The following is an 18178-nucleotide window of genomic DNA, read 5'->3' as shown; positions in this document are numbered from 1 at the left end:
CCAGCGGTGGGGCCGAGCCGACCCCCACCGCGCTCGCCGGCACGCCGCCGCCCCCGCCACCGCCGCGCACCCTGGTCGGCGCGGCCGGCAGCGGACCGCGTCCGCCCTGGTGGCGCCGGCCGCGCTCGCTGGTCCTGGCGGGCATCCTGGTGGCGGTCGCGGTGGTGGTCGCGGTGCTCCTGGTGGAGCGGCAGCCCAAGAAGAGCAACGCGGCCGGGAGCAGCTCGACCGGGACCGCCGCACCGCGGGTCACCCTGCAGGCGGCGAGCGCCAACGGCCAGGACCCGTACACTGGCTCGGTCACGGTCAGCGCGTCCGCCGGAGCGGCGACCGGTGCCTCGGCGAGCGCGTCCGGGACGGCCCCGGCCGGGTCGGGCGGCACCGGTACCGGCAGCGTGAGCGGTGCGACCGTCGGCCTGTACGGCGGCACCGAGCGGAACACCAGCTGCGACGTCGACCAGCTCGCCGACTTCCTCACCTCGCACCCCGACAAGGGGCGCGCCTGGGCCGGCGTCGAGGGCATCGACATCAGCCGGATCCCGGCCTACCTGCACTCGCTCACCTCGGTGGTGCTGCGGGTGGACACCCGGGTGACCAACCATGGGTTCGCGAACGGCGCCGCGACCAGCTTCCAGTCCGTCCTGCAGGCCGGCAGCGCCGTGCTGGTGGACGACCACGGCGTGCCCCGGGCCCGCTGCGCCTGCGGCAACCCGCTGCTGCCGCCGATCGTGGACACCGCCGCGCCGCAGTACACGGGCGACTCCTGGCCCGCCTTCCGGGCCGACTCCGTGGTGACGGTCCAGCCGGCCCCCGCGCCGGTCTCCTCGCTGACGCTGGTCGACCCGCAGAGCGGTCAGTGGTTCACCCGGCCGGTCGGCGGCGACGGTTCCACCGACCGCGGCACCAGCCCGCCGAGCAGCTCGCCGAGCTCCGGGACGGCCACCTCGGCCGGCACCGGCGCGAGCGGGAGCGCCGGTGCCGGTCCGAGCGGGTCCGCGAGTGCGAGCCCCAGCGCGAGTCACAGTGCGAGTCCGAGCCCGAGCGCGTCGGTGAGCGCCGGCAGCTCGTCGAGCCACCCGAGCAGCGCGCCGCCCACCGGTCCCGCCTCACCCCTGTCGCCGCTGTCCCCGCTCTCCTCGTAGCGGGGACGGGTCAGCTGCCGGGCTCCCCGTCCTCGTCGTCCTCGTACGCGAAGGGCTCGACCTCCCAGGGCTGCCCGGGCGCGTCCCGGTAGGCGGCGTGGCCGGGGGACAGGCCCGGGACCCGGGCGAGCGAGGGGTCGAGCTCGACCAGCGAGGACTGCGCGAACACGGTGCACGCGCCGGGCTCGTTCGGGTCGTTGACCCCGTCCAGCACCCACCAGGTCCCGTCGGGGGTGAGGATCACGGCGAGTGCGGGCAACTGCCCGTTCACCACGGTCCACTGGGCGATCGCGCCGCCGGTGCCGCCCGCGCCGCCCGTGCCGTCAGTAGTGCCAGTGGTGGCCACCGCTCTCCTCGATGCAGGTGATGGGGGTCCCGTGGCTGTCCACGGTGGACCTGCCCAGGTCGGCGGTCGGGCAGAACTCGCCGGCCCGGTAGTAGTTGCCGCTCGGAGCCATGATGATGCCCGAGGTCGGCGGACCGGCCGGCACGGCGGGTTCGGTCGGCTGAGCGGGTTCGGTCGGCTGGGCCGCGGGGGCGGGCTCGGCCGGAGGCTGGGCCGCCTCGGTACTGGGGTGGGGTGCAGGCGCGGGCTGGGTGGCGGGCGCGGTCGGGCGGTGCGAGGTGGCCGGCGCCGTCGGGGCGGCGGCCGGCGGTGCGGCCGCCGCAGTGGTCGGGGCGGCGGCCGGGGCCGCACTCGGCGCCGCGCTCGACGGGGACGGGGTGGCGACCGAGGCCGTCTGTGCCGTCGGGTGCGTGGTCTTGGGCGAGCCGGTGGCCACGGCCACCACCACCAGCAGCGCGAACAGCCCGGCGGGTATCCCGCACCCGAGCTTCAGTGCCTTCCGGTTGCCCTTGCGGGCGGGCGCGGGCCGCTGTGGTTGCCCCCAGCTGGGCTGTGGGGGGAGTGTCTTGGGCACGGTGATCCTCGGGGCGGGGAGTGGACGGTTCCTGGACGAGATGTGCTCGACGCGCGCGGGCACAGCCTGTCAGCTCGTGGTGATCCACCGTCAGGTTGTGATCATGCCGTGACGTTTCCCCGCCCCCGGATCGCGGTCCGGCTGGAGAAGTCCTGGGACGGCACCACAGAGCCGGTGGTGCAGGGGTCCGCTCCGCCGGCGCCCGGGCCCCTGCGGCCGAGCACGTGCAGGCTGTCCCGACCCACGTCCGGACCCGTTCCAGCGGCGGACGCGGACGCATTCCCGGGCCGCGAGTGAAACAGAGCACACGAAGGGGTCTCCCGGAGCGATTGCGGATCATGGCACAATGACCGCAGAAGCAGTCCCGTACCAACCAGTACGAACCTATTGACGTTCAGCGCACTCCGGGGTCGGTGAAAATCCGAACCGGCGGTTACAGTCCGCGACCCGTCCGCTGCCAGCGGTCGGTTGACCAGGTGAAATTCCTGGACCGACGGTTAAAGTCCGGATGGGAGGCGTGCGCGACGGATCCTTGCAGTACCGCGGTCTCCCTCCCGGGGAGCCGCGTCCGGCCACGGTGGCGTCCTCGACGCGGCTCGTCGGCCTCGCCCGGCGGGCTGCCGCCGGCGGGGTTGCGGCGACCTGTCGAACCTCAACCCGGCTGCTGCAGGCGTTCCGTGGAGTCTTCCCATGCTTTGCCACCCCGGAGTCCGCGCCCCTAGCGCGAGGAGAACCCGGGTGTTCACCGGCATCATCGAAGAGCTCGGCGAGGTCGTCTCCATCGAGGAGTTCGGCGATTCCTCGCGCATGCGCCTGCGCGGGCCCGTGGTCTGTGCCGACGCCCAGCACGGAGCTTCCATCGCGGTCAACGGCGTGTGCCTCACCGTGGTCGACACCCCCGAGGAACTGGCCGCCGGCACCGGTGAGTTCAGCGCCGACGTGATGGCCGAGACGCTGCAGCGGTCGAGCCTGGGGGCGCTGGCGCCCGGGTCCAAGGTGAACCTGGAGCGGGCCATGGCGCTCGGCGCACGGCTCGGCGGGCACCTGGTCCAGGGGCACGTGGACGCCACCGGCACCCTGCTCGGTCGGGCGCCCGGCGAGCTGGACGAGGACGGGCTGCCGCGCTGGGAGGTGCTGCGCTTCTCGCTGCCGCAGGCGATCTCCCGCTACCTGGTCGAGAAGGGCTCGATCACCGTGGACGGCATCAGCCTCACCGTGGTCGAGGCGGCCGCCGACAGCTTCACCGTCAGCCTGATCCCGGCCACCCTGGCGCTCACCACGCTGGGCGGCAAGGCGATCGGCGAGCCGGTCAACCTGGAGGTCGACGTGCTCGCCAAGTACGTCGAGCGGCTGCTCGGCGCCGGCGTGGTGCCCGGCTTCGCGGTCGACCCCGACGGCCTCGCGGCCGCCGTCCCCGCCGAGGACGCCTCGTGAACTGGCTCAACGGCGTCGCCTTCTCGATATTCGGCCAGCACGTGCTGTGGACCGACATGGTCGGCAACCTGCTCGGACTGGCTGCGCTGGCCCTCGGCTGGCACCGCTCGATCTGGAGCTGGCCAGCCCAACTCCTGTCCGGCGTGGTGCTGTTCGCGGCCTTCGCGTCGGGCCACCTGTCCGGTCTGGCGGGCAAGCAGGTGATCGTCGTGGTCACCGCCGTCTGGGGCTGGATCCAGTGGCAGCGCGGGCGGCGGGACACCGGCGAGATCCGGGTGCGGTTCGCGTCCTGGGCCGAGCGGGCGGTGCTGGTCGGTGCGACCGCCGCCGCCACGGTGGGGCTGGCCCTGCTCTTCGAGCACTACACCTGGATGTCCTGGAGCCCCTGGTCCGACGCCTACATCTTCACCGGCACGCTGGCGGCGATGGTCGCCCAGGCCCGCGGCCGGGTGGAGTTCTGGATCGCCTGGATCGCCGTCGACGTGGTCGGCGTCCCGCTCGCCTTCGAGAACGGCTACGCCTTCTCCGGTCTGACCTACAGCATCTACTTCGTCCTGGTGCTGCTCGGCCTGCGCGCCTGGTGGCTGCGCAGCCGCACCCCCCGTACCTCCTCCGCCCCGACCCTCCAGGGAGTAACGGCATGAGCACCCCCACCTCCGCCGTCACCGTCACCGACCCCACGGGCACCGACGTTCCCGTCATCGACCTCACCCTCGACCCGGTCGAGCGCGCCATCGCCGACATCGCGGCCGGCCGCGCGGTGGTCGTGGTGGACGACGAGGACCGCGAGAACGAGGGCGACCTGATCTTCGCCGCGACCGCGGCCACCCCCGAGCTGCTCGCCTTCACCATCCGCTACACCTCCGGCGTGATCTGCGTGCCGGTCACCCAGTCCGACGCCGACCGCCTCGACCTGCCCCCGATGACCCGGGTGAACGAGGACCGCAAGGGCACCGCGTACACCGTCTCGGTGGACGCCCGCGACGTGGAGTCGACCGGCATCTCGGCCGCCGACCGCGCCCTGACCATCCGGCTGCTGGGCGAACCCGCCAGCACCGCCGGCGACTTCACCCGCCCCGGCCACGTCTTCCCGCTGCGCGCGGTGGACGGCGGCGTGCTGGTCCGGCCCGGCCACACCGAGGCCGGCGTGGACCTGGCCCGGCTGGCCGGCCTGCCGCCGGCGGCCGCGATCTGCGAGGTGGTGAACGACGACGGCACCATGGCCCGGCTGCCCGACCTGGTCCCGTTCGCCCGCGAGCACGGCCTGGCGATCATCTCGATCGAGGACCTGATCGCCTACCGCCGCCGCACCGAGGTGCACGCCGAGCGGGTCGCGGTCACCAAGCTGCCCACCCGGAACGGCGAGTTCACCGCGGTCGGCTACCGCGGCACGCTCGACGGCGCGGAGCACATCGCGCTGGTGGCGGGCGGCCTGGACGCCGAAGGGCGGCTGCCGGACGGCGAGGACGTGCTGGTCCGGGTCCACTCCGAGTGCCTGACCGGCGACGTGCTCGGCTCGCTGCGCTGCGACTGCGGCCCGCAGCTGGCCGCCTCGCTGGACCGGGTGGCCGAGGCCGGCCGGGGCGTGGTGCTCTACCTGCGCGGCCACGAGGGGCGCGGCATCGGCCTGGGCCACAAGCTGCGCGCCTACCAGCTGCAGGAGCAGGGCCGGGACACCGTCGACGCCAACCTGGAGCTCGGCCTGCCCGCCGACGCCCGCGACTACAGCGTGGCCGCGCAGATGCTCACCGACCTGGGCGTGCGCTCGCTGAGCCTGCTGACCAACAACCCCGAGAAGCTCACCGCGCTCACCGAGTACGGGCTCAAGGTCACCGGCCGGGAGCCGATCGAGGTGGCGGCCGGCGAGCACAACCTGGCCTACCTGCTGACCAAGCGCGACCGGATGGGCCACGACCTGCCGTGGCTGGTCGGCTGACCCCGCAGTACGAACGACACGACCGAACCCCCCGAGAGGACACCAACGTGAGCGGCCACGGAGCCCCCGAGCTGACCGTCGACAACGCCCAGGACCTGCGGGTCGCGGTGATCGCCGCGCAGTGGCACACCCAGGTGATGGACGGGCTGCTGGACGGCGCCCGGCGCGCCCTGAAGGAGCTGGGCATCACCGAGCCCACCGTCCTGCGGGTGCCCGGCACCTTCGAGCTGCCGGTCGCCGCCAAGCGGCTGGCCGAGCGCGGCTACGACGCCGTGGTCGCGCTGGGCGTGGTGATCCGCGGCGGCACCCCGCACTTCGACTACGTCTGCGAGGCGGCCACCCTCGGCCTCACCCAGGTCAGCGTGGACACCGGCGTGCCGGTCGGCTTCGGCGTGCTGACCTGCGACAACGAGGAGCAGGCGATCGACCGGGCGGGCCTGCCCGGGTCGGCCGAGGACAAGGGCCACGAGGCGGTCACCGCCGCGGTGGCCACCGCGGCCACGCTGCGCGCGCTGGGCTGACCCGCGGCGGGCCGGTGGGCACGATCCCGTCCGGGGTCGTGCCCACGCGCATGTCCGCGAACGAGTCGCTGAACGCGGCCCCGAACCTGTCCACGAACCTGTCCACCGACCGGGACGCTTCCCACCCGCCGCGCAAGACCCCGTATGGTTTGTCCCATCATGGCTTCCAAGACATTCGAGGAGCTCTTCACCGAGCTCCAGCAGAAGGCCGCCACCGGCGACCCCGCGACCTCCCGTACCGCCCAGCTGGTCGAGCAGGGCGTCCATGCCATCGGCAAGAAGGTGGTCGAGGAAGCCGCCGAGGTCTGGATGGCCGCCGAGTTCCAGACCAAGGAGCAGACCGCGGAGGAGATCTCCCAGCTCCTGTACCACCTTCAGGTGATGATGGTCGCCCGCGGGCTGACGCTCGACGACGTCTACGCCCACCTCTGACCGGACCGGCGCCCGCTCTCCCCGCTCGCCCCAGCTTTCCGTACGCATCCCCCTTTTCACCGCATCCCACAGCGAAGGATCTTCCTCTCATGCTGCGCATCGCCCTCCCCAACAAGGGTTCGCTCTCGGGTCCCGCGGCGGAGATGCTGCATGAGGCCGGGTACCGCCAGCGCAAGGACCCCAAGGAACTGGTTCTGGTCGACCCCGAGAACCAGGTCGAGTTCTTCTTCCTGCGCCCGCGCGACATCGCCGTCTACGTCGGCTCCGGCCGCCTCGACGTCGGCATCACCGGCCGCGACCTGCTGCTGGACTCGGCCGCGGGTGCCGAGGAGGTGCTCGCGCTCGGCTTCGGCGGCTCGACCTTCCGGTTCGCCGGTCCGGCCGGCTCGCCCAAGGACGTCCAGGGCCTGCAGGGCCTTCGGATCGCCACCTCCTACACCGGCCTGGTCGAGCAGCACCTGGCCGAGCACGGCGTCACCGCGACGGTCACCAAGCTGGACGGCGCGGTGGAGACCGCGGTGCAGCTGGGCGTGGCCGACGTGATCGCCGACGTGGTGGAGACCGGCACCAGCCTGCGCAACGCCGGTCTGGAGGTCTTCGGCGAGCCGATCCTGATCTCCGACGCGGTGGTGATCCGGCCCAAGGGCGCCGGTGACGACTCGGCGGTCGAGCAGTTCCTGCGCCGCCTGCAGGGCGTCCTGGTGGCCCGCCGCTACGTGCTGATGGACTACGACATCCGGGCCGAGAAGGTCTCCGAGGCGGTCGCCCTGACCCCGGGTCTGGAGTCGCCGACCGTCTCCCCGCTGCACACCGAGGGCTGGGTCGCGGTTCGTTCGATGGTGCTCCGCAAGGAGGCGCAGCGGATCATGGACGACCTGTGGGCCATCGGCGCCCGCGGCGTCCTGGTGACCAACATCCACGCCTGCCGCCTCTGACGGTCCGCCGACCCCCTGGAGTACCACCGCCATGCCTGCCCCCGCCGCCGCCGCCCCCGCCGCCGGACTGCCCGTCCTGCCGGTCACCTGGGCCCCGCGCCGCAACCGCCTGGTGCTGCTGCCGGCCAGTGCGGCGGTGCTGCTGGTGTTCGGCGGCATGGCGGTGCTGCTGCCGGCCAGCTGGCAGCCGAACGACCGGATCCTGCTGATGCTGCTGGGCCTGGTCTTCTCCGCGGTCGGGCTGATGCTGGCCCGACCCAAGCTGGTCGCGGACGCGGACGGGGTGACCGTGGTCAACTTCGTCCGCACCCGGCGGCTGGCCTGGGCCGAGATCGTCCGGGTCAACCTGCGCCAGGGCGACCCCTGGGTGACCCTCGACCTGACCGACGGCACCTCGCTGGGCGCCCTCGGCATCCAGCCCGGCGGCGGCCGGGAGCAGGCGGTGCTGGCCGCCCGCGGCCTGCGCGACCTGGTCGAGGTGCACGGCGCGGCCACCGAGCCGACCGCCGCCTGAGCCGACTGCTGCCTGACCCCACCGCCGCCTGAGCCGACTCCGGCGCCGCCCGACCCGGGCCACGGGTGTGCCTGAGTGGGCCGCGAGGGGCAGCAGCGACTCCTGAGAAGTCGAACAGGTATCGTGGACCTGGTAAAGCCGGGGCAAAACGCCCCCGCTCGCCACCCACGGCCTGAGGAGTGACTCTCCCCCTCGATGGACGATCCGTCCGGTAGTACCCGCGCCGCCTGCCAGCGTGACCGAGAGCAGGCGGCCCAGTGACCACGGCCTGGCTGCTGCTGGCGGCGGCCTTCCTGCTGATCCTCGCCAACGGCCTCTTCGTGGCCGCCGAGTTCTCCTTCGTGACCGTGGACCGCGGCGCCGTCGAACGCGCCGCCCAGTCCGGTGACCGCCGCGCGGCCGGCCTGCGCAAGGCCCTGCGCCACCTCTCCTTCGAACTCTCCGGCGCCCAGCTCGGCATCACGATCACCTCGCTGGTGGTCGGCATGCTCGCCGAGCCGTCGCTCTCCCGGCTGCTCGGCCCGGTCTTCCGCGGCCTCGGCGTCCCCGACGGCGCCGCCACCGGGCTGGCCGTGGTGGTCGGCATGGTGGCCGCCACCGTGCTGCAGATGGTGATCGGCGAACTGGTCCCCAAGAACTGGGCGATCGCCCGCCCGCTCCAGGTGGCCCGCGCCGTGGCCGCCCCGCAGCGGCTCTTCTCCGCCGCCTGCCGCCCGCTGATCGCCGCGCTCAACGGCGGCGCCAACCGGGTGGTGCGCGCCCTGGGGATGGAGCCCACCGAGGAGCTGGAGCAGGCCCGCACCCCCGGTGAACTCGCCTTCCTGGCCCAGCACTCGGCCCGGGCCGGCGCCCTGGAGAAGGACGCGGCGCTGCTCTTCGTGCGCTCGCTGAACCTGGCCGAGCTGACCGCCGAGAGCGTGATGACGCCGCGGGTGGACCTCGCCGCGCTGCACCTGGAGGCCACCGCGGCCGACGTGGTGAACCTGACCCGGGCCACCGGCTTCTCCCGCTTCCCGGTGTACCGGGACAGCCTGGACGAGGTCACCGGCACCGTCACGCTCAAGGACGCGCTCGCGGTGCCCGCCGAGCGCCGCGCCGTCGTGCGGGTCGCCGAACTCGCCGGGGCGCCGCTGCTGGTGCCCGAGACGCTGCCCGCCGAGCGGCTGCTGGAGCAGCTGCGCCGCCGGCAGCCGATGGCGATCGTGATCGACGAGTACGGCGGCACGGCCGGCGTGGTCACCCTGGAGGACATCGTCGAGGAGCTGGTCGGCGAGGTGCGCGACGAGCACGACCCGGGCACCGCGCCCGAGCTGCTGGCCGTGCCGCCGGTGGACGGCCACCCGGCCTGGCTGGCCGACGGCCGGGCCCGGCTGGACCAGCTGGCCGAGGTCGGGCTGCACGCCCCGCAGGGCCCGTACGAGACGCTGGCCGGACTGCTGGCCGACCTGCTCGGCCGGATCCCGGCACTCGGCGACCGGGCCGAGCTGCCCGGCTGGGAGCTGACCGTGCAGGCGGTCGAGCGGCACCGCACCGCCCGGGTGCGCCTGGTGCACCTGGACCGCTCGGCCTCGCGGCACCCGGAGGGCCGGCGATGATCGCGTTGCAGCTCTTCGCCGCCGTGCTGCTGCTGCTCGGCAACGCCTACTTCGTCGCGGCCGAGTTCGCCGTGATCTCGGTGCGCCGCAGCCAGGTCGAACCGCTGGCCGAGGCCGGCGACCGGCGGGCCCGGCTGCTGCTGGGCTCGCTCTCCGAGGTCTCGGCCCTGCTGGCGGCCGCCCAGCTGGGCATCACGGTCTGCTCGCTGCTGCTCGGCGCGCTCGCCGAGCCGACCCTCGCGCACCTGCTGGAGGGCCCCTTCCACGCGGTCGGCCTGCCCGAGGGCCTGGTCCACCCGGCCGGCTACGCGCTGGCGCTGGCCCTGGTGGTGGTGCTGCACATGGTGATCGGCGAGATGGTGCCGAAGAACGTGGCGCTGGCCGCGCCGGAGCGGGCCGCGCTGCTGTTCGGCCCGCCGCTGGCCCGGATCGCCCGGCTGCTGGCCCCGGTGATCCGGTTCCTGAACGCCTTCGCCAACCGGGTGCTGCGGCTCTTCAAGGTCGAGCCCAAGGACGAGGTGGCGTCGGTCTTCACCGCCGAGCAACTGCTCTGGATCCTCGCCGAGTCCCGGGCCGCCGGGCTGCTCGCGGCGCCGGAGCAGGAGCGGCTGGAGGACGCCCTGGAGCTGGGGCGCCGCCCGGTGCGCGAGGTGCTGCTGCCCTTCGACGAGCTGGTCACGGTCGGCCCGGCGGTCACCGCCCGGCAGCTTGAGCTGCAGGTGGCGGCCACCGGCTTCTCGCGCTTCCCGGTGGTCGACGCCGGCCGGCAGATCCTCGGCTACCTGCACATCAAGGACGTGCTGGAGCTGGAGGACCCGGACGCCCCGGTGCCGGTGCGGCTCTGGCGCCCGGTCACCGTGGTGGGGGACCGGCTGCCGCTGGACGACGCGCTCACCGCGATGCGCCGGGCCGCCGCGCACGTCGCGGCGGTGGTCGACGGGACCGGGCGGATCCTCGGCCTGGTCACGCTGGAGGACGTGCTGGAGGAACTGGTCGGCGAGATGCACGACCCGGACCACCGGCCGGCCGCGGCCTGAGCACCGGGTGACCACAGCCCGCCGAGCCGATCGGCGGCCGCCAGGCGCTAGCCGCGGCCGTCGATCAGCTCGCCGTAGGCCTGCACCAGGTCGGGCAGCCGCAGCGTGGCCAGGTCCTCGCGGGTGGGACGGCCGCGGCAGAGCGAGAGCCGCAGGTCGCGGTAGGCACAGGACTTCTCGTACAGGGTCCGGATGAACCGGCCGTTGCCCAGCTCGTCTATCCAGCCCTCGCCCACCACGTGGCTGCAGATGCTGGCCAGCTCGTCGGCCGCGTCCTCGTCCCAGCCGTCGCCGTCCCGGGCGGCCAGCGCGCTGCCGATCGCGGTCAGCTCGGCCGGCCGGTAGCTGGGGAAGTCCACCCGGGTGGTGAACCGGGAGTTGAGGCCGGGGTTGGCGGCCAGCAGGCGGTTCATCCCCTCCGGGTAGCCGGCCAGGATCACCACCAGCCGGTCGCGGTTGTCCTCGGCCCGCTTGAGCAGCACCTGCAGCGCCTCGTCGCCGTAGGCGTCGCCCTTGCTGTAGCCGGAGTTGGCCAGGCTGTAGGCCTCGTCGATGAAGAGCACGCCGTCCAGCGCCGAGTCGATCAGCTCGTTCGCCTTGACCGCGGTCTGGCCGAGGAACTCGCCGACCAGGTCGGCGCGTTGCGCCTCCACCAGGTGGTCGCCGGAGAGCAGCCCGAGGGCGTGGAAGACCTGGCCGAGGATCCGCGCGACGGTGGTCTTGCCGGTGCCGGAGGGGCCGGAGAAGACGAAGTGCCGCTTCGGCGGCTGCACCGGCAGGCCCTGCTCGGCCCGCAGCCCGGACATCCGCAGCTGCGCGGACAACGCCCGGACCTGCCGCTTCACCGGGTCCAGGCCGACCATCCGCTCCAGGGCGGCGAGCGCCGCGTCCAGTTGCTGCTGGCCGTTGGCTGCGCCCGGCGCCGGGCCCGCGGCTCGGCGCGGGTCGGCGGGCAGGGCCGGCTCGGCGACCGGTTCCGGGCCGCTCGGCCCGCGCCGGCCCGACCGCTCGGCCATCGGGGAACGGCCGCCCAGCTGCACCGGTTCGGCGTCCGGCTGGTCGAACCGGCCGCCGTCGGCCGTGCCGTCCGGTGCCCCGAGGACGGCCGGCGGGCCGTCGAGCCCGGCGCCGTCGGGGCCCGCGGCGTCCGGCCCGGCAGGGTCCGGTCCGGCGCCCTCCAGTCCGGCACGCTCGGTGAACGCCCCGTCGCCGTACCCCGGTTCGCCGTACCCCGGTTCACCGCCGTAGCCGGGCTCGGCGTACCCGCTCTCGCCGTACCCCGGCTCGCCGAAGCCGGCCTCGAAGCCGCCCTCGAAGCCGTCCTCGCCGTACCCGGCCGGCTCCAGCACCCCGCCGACGCCACCGAGCAGGTCCAGCGTGGCGGTGTCCACGCCGGTCCGGTCCTCGCCCGGCTCGTCGGCGCCGAAGGCGGGCAGCTCCTCCAGCAGGCCGAGGCCGTCCTCGGCGGCGATCGCGGCCAGCCGGGCGGCGGTGTCCATGAAGGCCGGGTCGGCCCGGTGCACCGCCCGGTAGAGCGGCAGTGCGGCGGCGCTGCGCCCGGCGCCCTCGTAGGCCCGGGCCAGCCAGTAGCGCAGTTCCTTGCGCTGCGGCTGCTCGGAGCGGCAGCGGGCCAGCGAGGCGGCCAGCGGGGTCTGCGCCTGGGCGCACATGTCGAGCCGGACCCGGGCCATGCCGCCGAACAGTCCGGCCTCGATGCCGAGCAGCACGTCGTCCAGTAACTGGTCGGTGTCCCGGATCAGTTGCTCCCAGTCCTTGAGCAGGTAGGCCCGGCAGGCGTGCAGGAATCGCACCGAGGGGTCCTGCTCGACCGGCGGGCACTGGGCCAGCGCGCGGTCCAGCTCGGTCAGGTGCCGGCCGTCCAGCCAGTGCGAGGCGTGCGCCAGCGCCAGGTCGCGCTCGTCCTCCAGCACCGGCTGCACCCACCAGCCGAGCCAGTACCAGGAGCTGAGCGGGCGGCCGTGCCGGCGGCGTTGCTCGCCGAAACGTTTCTTGTTGCGGTACATGGACAGCAGTGCGCCCGAGGTGTCGCAGCGCAGTGCGTGCAGGCCCAGCCAGGCGTCGGCCATGCCCGGGTCGAGCCGGACGGCCGTGCGGAACTCCTCCTCCGCCCGGGCGTAGGCGCCGGCCGTGTAGGCGTCCATGGCGCGCAGCCAGGCCCGGTCGGCCGGGCCGTGGGGCCGGCCGCTGCGGCCGGCGGTGTCGACAGTGGTCACTCACGCCCCCCGTGGTGTGCACCGAGGCCCGGTCAGTGGCGGGACAGCGCCGTGCACCCGGGACGCTTCTGCGCCTGTGCGGAAATCGTACCCGTGCAGCGCTGATCCGGAAGGGGTGTGGCGCAGGTCCAAATCATTGGTGCGCGTTGACCGTTGGCATACTGACGGTTCGTCGCGAGGGCCTCGCAAGCACCATGCCCCGGGCGGCTCACGGGGAAACGGTGGGGGAAACAGAACGGCACCTCCGGCTCACGGGGGAACGAGCCGGAGGTGCCGCGTCTGGTTGCCGGGGTCAACCAACCCCGACGGAGCGAGAACTTAGTTCAAATCCGCACTTCTAGTCAAGCGACCGCTTAGTGGGCCCGACCGGCCGCCCGACCGGCTGCCTGACCGGCGCCCCGGACGGCCCCCGACCGGCCCGTTGCCGGCCCCGCCAGCAGCTCGCCGCTGCGCCCGTCCACCAGCAGGTCGGCGAACGGCCGGCTCGGATCGGCCGCGAAGTGCGCCGTCTCGGCCGCCGTCCAGCGCGCCCAGAAGGCGGCCAGCTCCGGCCCGTCCCGGCGCAGCCCGCGCTCCCGGGCCGCGGCCGCCGGCAGCTCCATCCAGAGCAGCGCGGCCAGCGCGGGCCGCACCGCCCGCCGCCCGGCCCCCACGCCCTCGACCAGTACCACCGGAGCGCACGGCACCTCGCGCGCCCCCTCGAACCGGCACGCGACCCAGTCGTACGGGGCGAACCGGGCCCGCTCGCCGCGCGCCAGCGGCTCCAGCACCCAGCGCTGCAGGCGCCCGGTCCAGTCGAAGAACTCCCGGTGGGTCGCCAGGTCGTCCAGGTGCACCACCGGCGCGCCGCCGAGCGCCGCGGCCAGCCGGCCGGCGAAGGTGGTCTTGCCGCTGCCGGCGTGCCCGTCCACCGCGACCAGCCGCACCCCGCCGCAGGAGGGCGGCAGGGCGCGCAGCCGGGCCGCGAGATCGGCCAGGGCCTGTCCTGGGTCGTCGGGAAGCTCCATGGGCGCCACTGTACGGGCCCTGACCTGTTCCTTCGGTGCCGCTCGAGGCGCCCCGGGCGGCCGCGGCGGCCCCGGGTGCCGGGAGACGGCCCGACCGTGACGTAGCCGCCCGGATGGGGCATACTCGCTTCGCTGTACCAGGTGAACGCCCGTTCACCGCGACCCGGTCGCGGGACGTCTCACCAGCTCGATCACCGCTCTCACCACGCCTGCCGGAAACCCCGGAGCCTATCGAGGAGGCGACCCACCCTCATGACCGCCGCATCCCCCAAGCCCGTGGAGCGCCAGCTGCCCAGCGAAGAGGCCCGCGAACTGCTCACCCTCACCCGTGAGCTGGTCCACCGCGAGCTGCTGCCCCGGGCCGCCGCGGACGAGGCGGCCGGCCGCTTCCCGCGCGAGGTCTTCGCCACCCTGGGCGAGGCCGGGCTGCTCTCGCTGCCCTACGCGGAGGAGGTGGGCGGCGGCGACCAGCCCTACGAGGTCTACCTCCAGGTGCTGGAGGAGCTCGCGGCCGGTTGGCTCGCGGTCGGCCTCGGCGTCAGCGTGCACACCCTGTCCTGCCACGCGCTGGCTCTGTTCGGCAGCCCCGAGCAGCGCGAGCGCTGGCTGCCGGGGATGCTCGGCGGCGCGCAGTTGGGCGCCTACTGCCTCTCCGAGCCGCAGTCCGGCTCCGACGCGGCCGCGCTGCGCACCCGGGCCGACCGGGAGGGCGAGGGCTACGTGGTCCGCGGCACCAAGGCGTGGATCACCCACGGCGGCCGGGCCGACTTCTACAGCGCGATGGTGCGCACCGGCAGCGAGGGCTCGCGCGGCATCAGCTGCCTGCTGATCCCGGGCGACGCCGAGCACCTGACGGCCGCGGCGCCCGAGCACAAGATGGGCATGAACAGCTCGCCCACCGCCCAGCTGCACTTCGACGGGGTCGAGGTGGCCGCCGACCGGCTGATCGGCGAGGAGGGCCAGGGCTTCCAGATCGCGCTCGCGGCGCTGGACTCGGGCCGGCTCGGCATCGCGGCCTGTGCGATCGGCCTGGCCCAGGCGGCGCTCGACCAGGCGGTGGAGTACGCCGGCAGCCGGCAGCAGTTCGGCCGCCCGATCGCCGACTTCCAGGGCCTGTCCTTCATGCTGGCCGACATGGCCACCCAGATCGAGGCCGGCCGCGCGCTCTACCTGGCCGCAGCCCGCCGCAAGGACGCCGGCCTGTCCTTCTCCAAGCAGGCCGCGATGGCCAAGCTGTTCTGCACCGACACCGCGATGCGGGTGACCACCGACGCGGTCCAGGTGCTGGGCGGCTACGGCTACACCCAGGACTTCCCGGCCGAGCGCTACATGCGCGAGGCGAAGGTGCTGCAGATCGTCGAGGGTACCAACCAGATCCAGCGGCTGGTGATCGGCCGTCACCTCAGCCGCGGCTGAACCCCGGCCCGGCTGCCCGCCATCGGGCCGGTCGGGTGTCCAGGCGGGTCAACCACCGTGCGGCGGGACCGGATCCGGTCCCGCCGCACGGTCGTGCCGGGCGCCGCTCAGCGCCGCACCAGCCCCTGCGCGGGACGCCGCATCGCCGGCACCCGCTCGGCCAACTTCCGTACCGGCACCGCGCCGGGGCCGCCGGCGTGGGAGAACGGCTGGGTCCGCCAGTCCAGTTCGGCCGGGAGCGCGAGCAGCGCGTCCAGCGCGTCGCCGGGCTGCGCGCCGGGTTCCGGCTCGCACTCCGGCAACTCGTCGGCCGGCAGGCCCGAGCCGGCGCAGAGCGCGGGCGAGAACGGGTGCCAGGCCGAGCGCAGCACCGCGTGCTGCGGCAGCAGTTCCTCGTCGCCCACCAGGGCGATCGGGCGGTCGCACTCCGGGCAGTGCACCCGGACGATCTCCCAGGTTTCGGCGTCGCCGGGGTCGGTCCCCGGTGTCACGCCGAAGCCCGGGGTGAGATCCTCACCCTCCGGTTCGTCGTGCGAGGTCAGGGTGCTGTCGGCGCCGAAGGCGCGCTGCTCAGCTGCAGGCATTGATCCCCCTTGGATCGCGCCGGGCCAACTCGGCCCGGGCCACCAGCAGCCATTCCCCGCGCGCACACACATAACCCTGCAGGTCGGCGCAGGGTGATGCACGCCGGTGTGGCCTTCGCCACATTCCGCCGGCACATGCCACCGGTGTCGCGGCCGCGCCCGGCGGCTGCGACGGCGCGCGCGGGTGGGCAGGCCGCACGCCGTACGGATCGGTGGCCGGAGCGGCCCGCGCAGTGGTGCCCGGTCGGAGCGGTGCGCCGGGTCGGGTAGGTTTGCGCCTTGTGGAGGATCTCGACCAGCGCATCGTTCAGCTCCTCGTCCAGGACGGGCGGATGAGCTACACCGACCTGGGCAAGGCGACGGGCCTGTCCACCTCGGCCGTCCACCAGCGGGTCCGCCGGCTGGAGCAGCGCGGGGTGATCCGCGGCTACTCGGCGATCATCGACCCGGACGCGGTCGACCTCGCGCTGACCGCCTTCATCTCGGTCAAGCCGTTCGACCCCAGCGCCCCGGACGACGTGCCCGACCGGCTGGCCCCGCTGCCCGAGATCGAGGCCTGCCACAGCGTGGCCGGCGACGAGAACTACATCCTCAAGGTCCGGGTCGCCGCTCCCGGCGACCTGGAGGACCTGCTGGCCCGGATCCGCAGCGCGGCCGGCGTCTCCACCCGGACCACAGTGGTGCTCTCCACGCCCTACGAGGCCCGTCCGCCCAAGCTGTAGCGCCCCTGGACGGCAGGCCGGTGTCCGGTGGGCGGACACCGCGGGTGCAGACTGTTTCCCATGACCGAACGCACCTCCCGCACCGTGCTGCTCCGCGGCGGCACCGTCTACAGCCCGGCCGACCCCTTCGCCACCGCGATGCTGATCGAGGGCGAGCACGTCGCCTGGGTCGGCAGCGAGGGCGCCGCCGACGCCTACGCGAGCGTCGCCGACGAGGTGGTCGAGCTGGCCGGTGCGCTGGTCACCCCCGCCTTCGTGGACGCCCACGTGCACGCCACCTCGACCGGCCTCGCGCTCACCGGCCTGGACCTGACCGGCTGCCCCTCGCTCGCCGAGGCGCTGCGCCGGATCGCCGACTTCGCCCGCGCGAACGCCGAGCAGAGCGCGCAGGGCGGCGTGCTGATCGGCCACGGCTGGGACGAGTCCGGCTGGCCCGAGGGCCGGCCGCCGACCCTGGCCGAGCTGGACGCGGCCACCGGCGGCGCCGCCTGCTACCTCTCCCGCACCGACGTGCACTCCGGCCTGGCCAGCAGCGCGCTGCGGGAGCGCACCCCGCAGCTGGCCGAGCAGCCCGGGCACCACCCCACCGGCCCGCTCACCAAGGCCGCCCACCACGCCGTGCGCCGCACCGCGTTGGCCGAGTTGACGGACGATCAGCGCCGCGCGGCGCAGCTGGCCACGCTGCGCCGGGCCGCCGCCCTCGGCATCGCCGCGCTGCACGAGTGCGCCGGCCCGGAGATCTCCTCGGAGCAGGACCTGACCGCCCTGCTGGCGCTGGCCGCCGAGCAGGCCGGCCCCGAGGTCCACGGCTACTGGGGCGAGTTGGGCGAGCACGGCGGCGTGGCCACCGCGCAGCGGCTCGGCGCGGTCGGCGCCGGCGGCGACCTCTTCGTGGACGGCGCGCTCGGCTCCCGCACCGCCTGCCTGCACACCGCCTACCAGGACGCCGAGCACACCGGCACCGCCTACCTGACGGCCGATCAGGTCGCCGAGCACGTCGTCGCCTGCACCGAGGCGGGCCTGCAGGCCGGCTTCCACGCGATCGGCGACGCCGCGCTGGCCGCCGTGCTGGAGGGCGTCCGGGCGGCCGCCGACCGGGTCGGCCTGCCCCGGGTCAAGGCGCTGCGCCACCGGGTGGAGCACGCCGAGGCGCTGGACGACAAGGCGATCGCCGGCTTCGCCGAACTGGGCCTGACCGCCTCGATGCAGCCCGCCTTCGACGCCGCCTGGGGCGGTCCGGACGGGATGTACGTGCAGCGGCTGGGCGCCGAGCGGGCGGCCGGGCTCAACCCGTTCGCGGCGCTGCTGCGCGCCGGGGTGCCGCTGGCCTTCGGCTCGGACGCCCCGGTCACCCCGCTGGACCCGTGGGGCTCGGTGCGGGCCGCCGCCTTCCACCAGAACCCCGAGCACCGGATCTCGGTGCGCGCCGCCTTCGCCGCGCACACCCGCGGCGGCTGGCGGGCGATCGGCCGCGACCAGGAGGGCGTGCTGGTGCCGGGGGCGCCGGCCAGTTACGCGGTCTGGCGGACCGGCGAGCTGGTGGTCCAGGCCCCGGACGACCGGGTGGCCGGCTGGTCCACCGACCCGCGCTCCGGCATCCCGGGCCTGCCCGACCTCACCCCGGGCACCGAGCTGCCCCGCTGCCTGCGCACGGTGGTCCGCGGGCGGACCGTCTACCAGGCGGAACTCGCCGGCTGACCTGCGCGCATTCTGACCTGCGCATTCTCACCGTCCGGCGACTTCCGGTGG

18 protein-coding genes and 1 riboswitch are annotated in these 18178 nt (G+C 74.5%); of the genes, 13 read left to right on the top strand and 5 right to left on the bottom strand.

Translation table 11 applies throughout. The annotated features are described in order from the left end of the window. Positions 1–1142, top strand: a 1142-nt coding sequence (locus ACQRUO_RS22920; protein WP_428317897.1) for a DUF6777 domain-containing protein, incomplete at its 5' end; no start/stop codon positions are given. Positions 1143–1152: 10 nt separating this feature from the next. Here ACQRUO_RS22920 and ACQRUO_RS22915 read toward each other — a convergent pair. Both ACQRUO_RS22915 and ACQRUO_RS22910 read right to left on the bottom strand, forming a co-directional pair. Further along, entirely contained in the window at positions 1153–1488 is a 336-nt protein-coding gene (locus ACQRUO_RS22915) for a hypothetical protein (RefSeq protein WP_428317896.1), read from the bottom strand. Continuing rightward, positions 1466–2062: a hypothetical protein gene (locus tag ACQRUO_RS22910; RefSeq protein WP_428317895.1), complete on the bottom strand. Its 597-nt coding sequence runs from the start codon at positions 2060–2062 to the stop codon at positions 1466–1468. The genes ACQRUO_RS22915 and ACQRUO_RS22910 overlap by 23 nt, the downstream gene beginning before the upstream one ends. Positions 2063–2458: 396 nt before the next feature. Next, positions 2459–2586, top strand: a riboswitch (FMN riboswitch). Between the two features lie 214 nt (positions 2587–2800). On the opposite strand from ACQRUO_RS22910, the gene ACQRUO_RS22905 reads away from it, so the two are divergent. From ACQRUO_RS22905 to ACQRUO_RS22865, 9 genes are all read left to right on the top strand, one after another. Further along, on the top strand, positions 2801–3496 hold the full coding sequence (locus tag ACQRUO_RS22905; RefSeq protein ID WP_428317894.1) for a riboflavin synthase: 696 nt from the start codon (positions 2801–2803) through the stop codon (positions 3494–3496). Continuing rightward, positions 3493–4140: a nicotinamide mononucleotide transporter family protein gene (locus ACQRUO_RS22900; protein WP_428317893.1), complete on the top strand. Its 648-nt coding sequence runs from the start codon at positions 3493–3495 to the stop codon at positions 4138–4140. The genes ACQRUO_RS22905 and ACQRUO_RS22900 overlap by 4 nt, the downstream gene beginning before the upstream one ends. After that, on the top strand, positions 4137–5432 hold the full coding sequence (locus ACQRUO_RS22895) for a bifunctional 3,4-dihydroxy-2-butanone-4-phosphate synthase/GTP cyclohydrolase II (protein WP_428317892.1): 1296 nt from the start codon (positions 4137–4139) through the stop codon (positions 5430–5432). Before ACQRUO_RS22900 ends, ACQRUO_RS22895 begins: the two co-directional genes overlap by 4 nt. A 47-nt stretch (positions 5433–5479) precedes the next feature. Continuing rightward, positions 5480–5953: a 6,7-dimethyl-8-ribityllumazine synthase gene (ribH, locus tag ACQRUO_RS22890; RefSeq protein ID WP_428317891.1), complete on the top strand. Its 474-nt coding sequence runs from the start codon at positions 5480–5482 to the stop codon at positions 5951–5953. Positions 5954–6112: 159 nt separating this feature from the next. Then, positions 6113–6385 (top strand): phosphoribosyl-ATP diphosphatase, encoded by a 273-nt coding sequence (locus tag ACQRUO_RS22885; protein WP_428317890.1) that lies wholly within the window; start codon positions 6113–6115, stop codon positions 6383–6385. A gap of 89 nt (positions 6386–6474) precedes the next feature. Continuing rightward, on the top strand, positions 6475–7320 hold the full coding sequence (hisG, locus tag ACQRUO_RS22880; protein ID WP_428317889.1) for an ATP phosphoribosyltransferase: 846 nt from the start codon (positions 6475–6477) through the stop codon (positions 7318–7320). Positions 7321–7351: 31 nt separating this feature from the next. Continuing rightward, positions 7352–7834: a PH domain-containing protein gene (locus ACQRUO_RS22875; RefSeq protein WP_428317888.1), complete on the top strand. Its 483-nt coding sequence runs from the start codon at positions 7352–7354 to the stop codon at positions 7832–7834. Positions 7835–8091: 257 nt separating this feature from the next. Next, positions 8092–9429 carry a hemolysin family protein gene (locus tag ACQRUO_RS22870; RefSeq protein ID WP_428317887.1) on the top strand — a complete coding sequence of 446 codons (1338 nt, stop codon included), beginning with the start codon at positions 8092–8094 and terminating at the stop codon, positions 9427–9429. After that, on the top strand, positions 9426–10466 hold the full coding sequence (locus tag ACQRUO_RS22865; protein ID WP_428317886.1) for a hemolysin family protein: 1041 nt from the start codon (positions 9426–9428) through the stop codon (positions 10464–10466). The genes ACQRUO_RS22870 and ACQRUO_RS22865 overlap by 4 nt, the downstream gene beginning before the upstream one ends. 47 nt (positions 10467–10513) lie before the next feature. Here ACQRUO_RS22865 and ACQRUO_RS22860 read toward each other — a convergent pair whose 3' ends face one another. Continuing rightward, on the bottom strand, positions 10514–12628 hold the full coding sequence (locus ACQRUO_RS22860) for an AAA family ATPase (protein WP_428317899.1): 2115 nt from the start codon (positions 12626–12628) through the stop codon (positions 10514–10516). A gap of 425 nt (positions 12629–13053) precedes the next feature. Beyond that, complete coding sequence (locus tag ACQRUO_RS22855; protein ID WP_428317885.1) at positions 13054–13707, bottom strand: uridine kinase family protein; 654 nt, start codon at positions 13705–13707, stop codon at positions 13054–13056. A 252-nt stretch (positions 13708–13959) separates the two neighbouring features. On the opposite strand from ACQRUO_RS22855, the gene ACQRUO_RS22850 reads away from it, so the two are divergent. Next, positions 13960–15123: an acyl-CoA dehydrogenase family protein gene (locus tag ACQRUO_RS22850; protein ID WP_428317884.1), complete on the top strand. Its 1164-nt coding sequence runs from the start codon at positions 13960–13962 to the stop codon at positions 15121–15123. Positions 15124–15230: 107 nt separating this feature from the next. On the opposite strand, the gene ACQRUO_RS22845 is transcribed toward ACQRUO_RS22850, so the two are convergent. Continuing rightward, entirely contained in the window at positions 15231–15707 is a 477-nt protein-coding gene (locus ACQRUO_RS22845; protein WP_428317883.1) for a hypothetical protein, read from the bottom strand. Positions 15708–15988: 281 nt separating this feature from the next. Here ACQRUO_RS22845 and ACQRUO_RS22840 point away from each other — a divergent pair, with 281 nt between their 5' ends. Together ACQRUO_RS22840 and ACQRUO_RS22835 are read left to right on the top strand one after the other, a co-directional pair. Further along, positions 15989–16429 carry an Lrp/AsnC family transcriptional regulator gene (locus tag ACQRUO_RS22840; RefSeq protein ID WP_428317882.1) on the top strand — a complete coding sequence of 147 codons (441 nt, stop codon included), beginning with the start codon at positions 15989–15991 and terminating at the stop codon, positions 16427–16429. A gap of 60 nt (positions 16430–16489) precedes the next feature. Further along, a complete protein-coding gene (locus tag ACQRUO_RS22835; RefSeq protein WP_428317881.1) occupies positions 16490–18127 on the top strand; it encodes an amidohydrolase in 1638 nt (545 codons plus the stop codon). The last annotated feature ends 51 nt before the right edge of the window (positions 18128–18178 follow it).

The organism is Kitasatospora sp. LaBMicrA B282, from assembly GCF_050325825.1.
In the GTDB taxonomy this organism is placed as follows: Bacteria; Actinomycetota; Actinomycetes; order Streptomycetales; family Streptomycetaceae; genus Kitasatospora.
The sequence above is the reverse complement of the archived record's forward strand: the minus strand, read 5'-3'. Positions and strand labels throughout refer to the sequence as shown.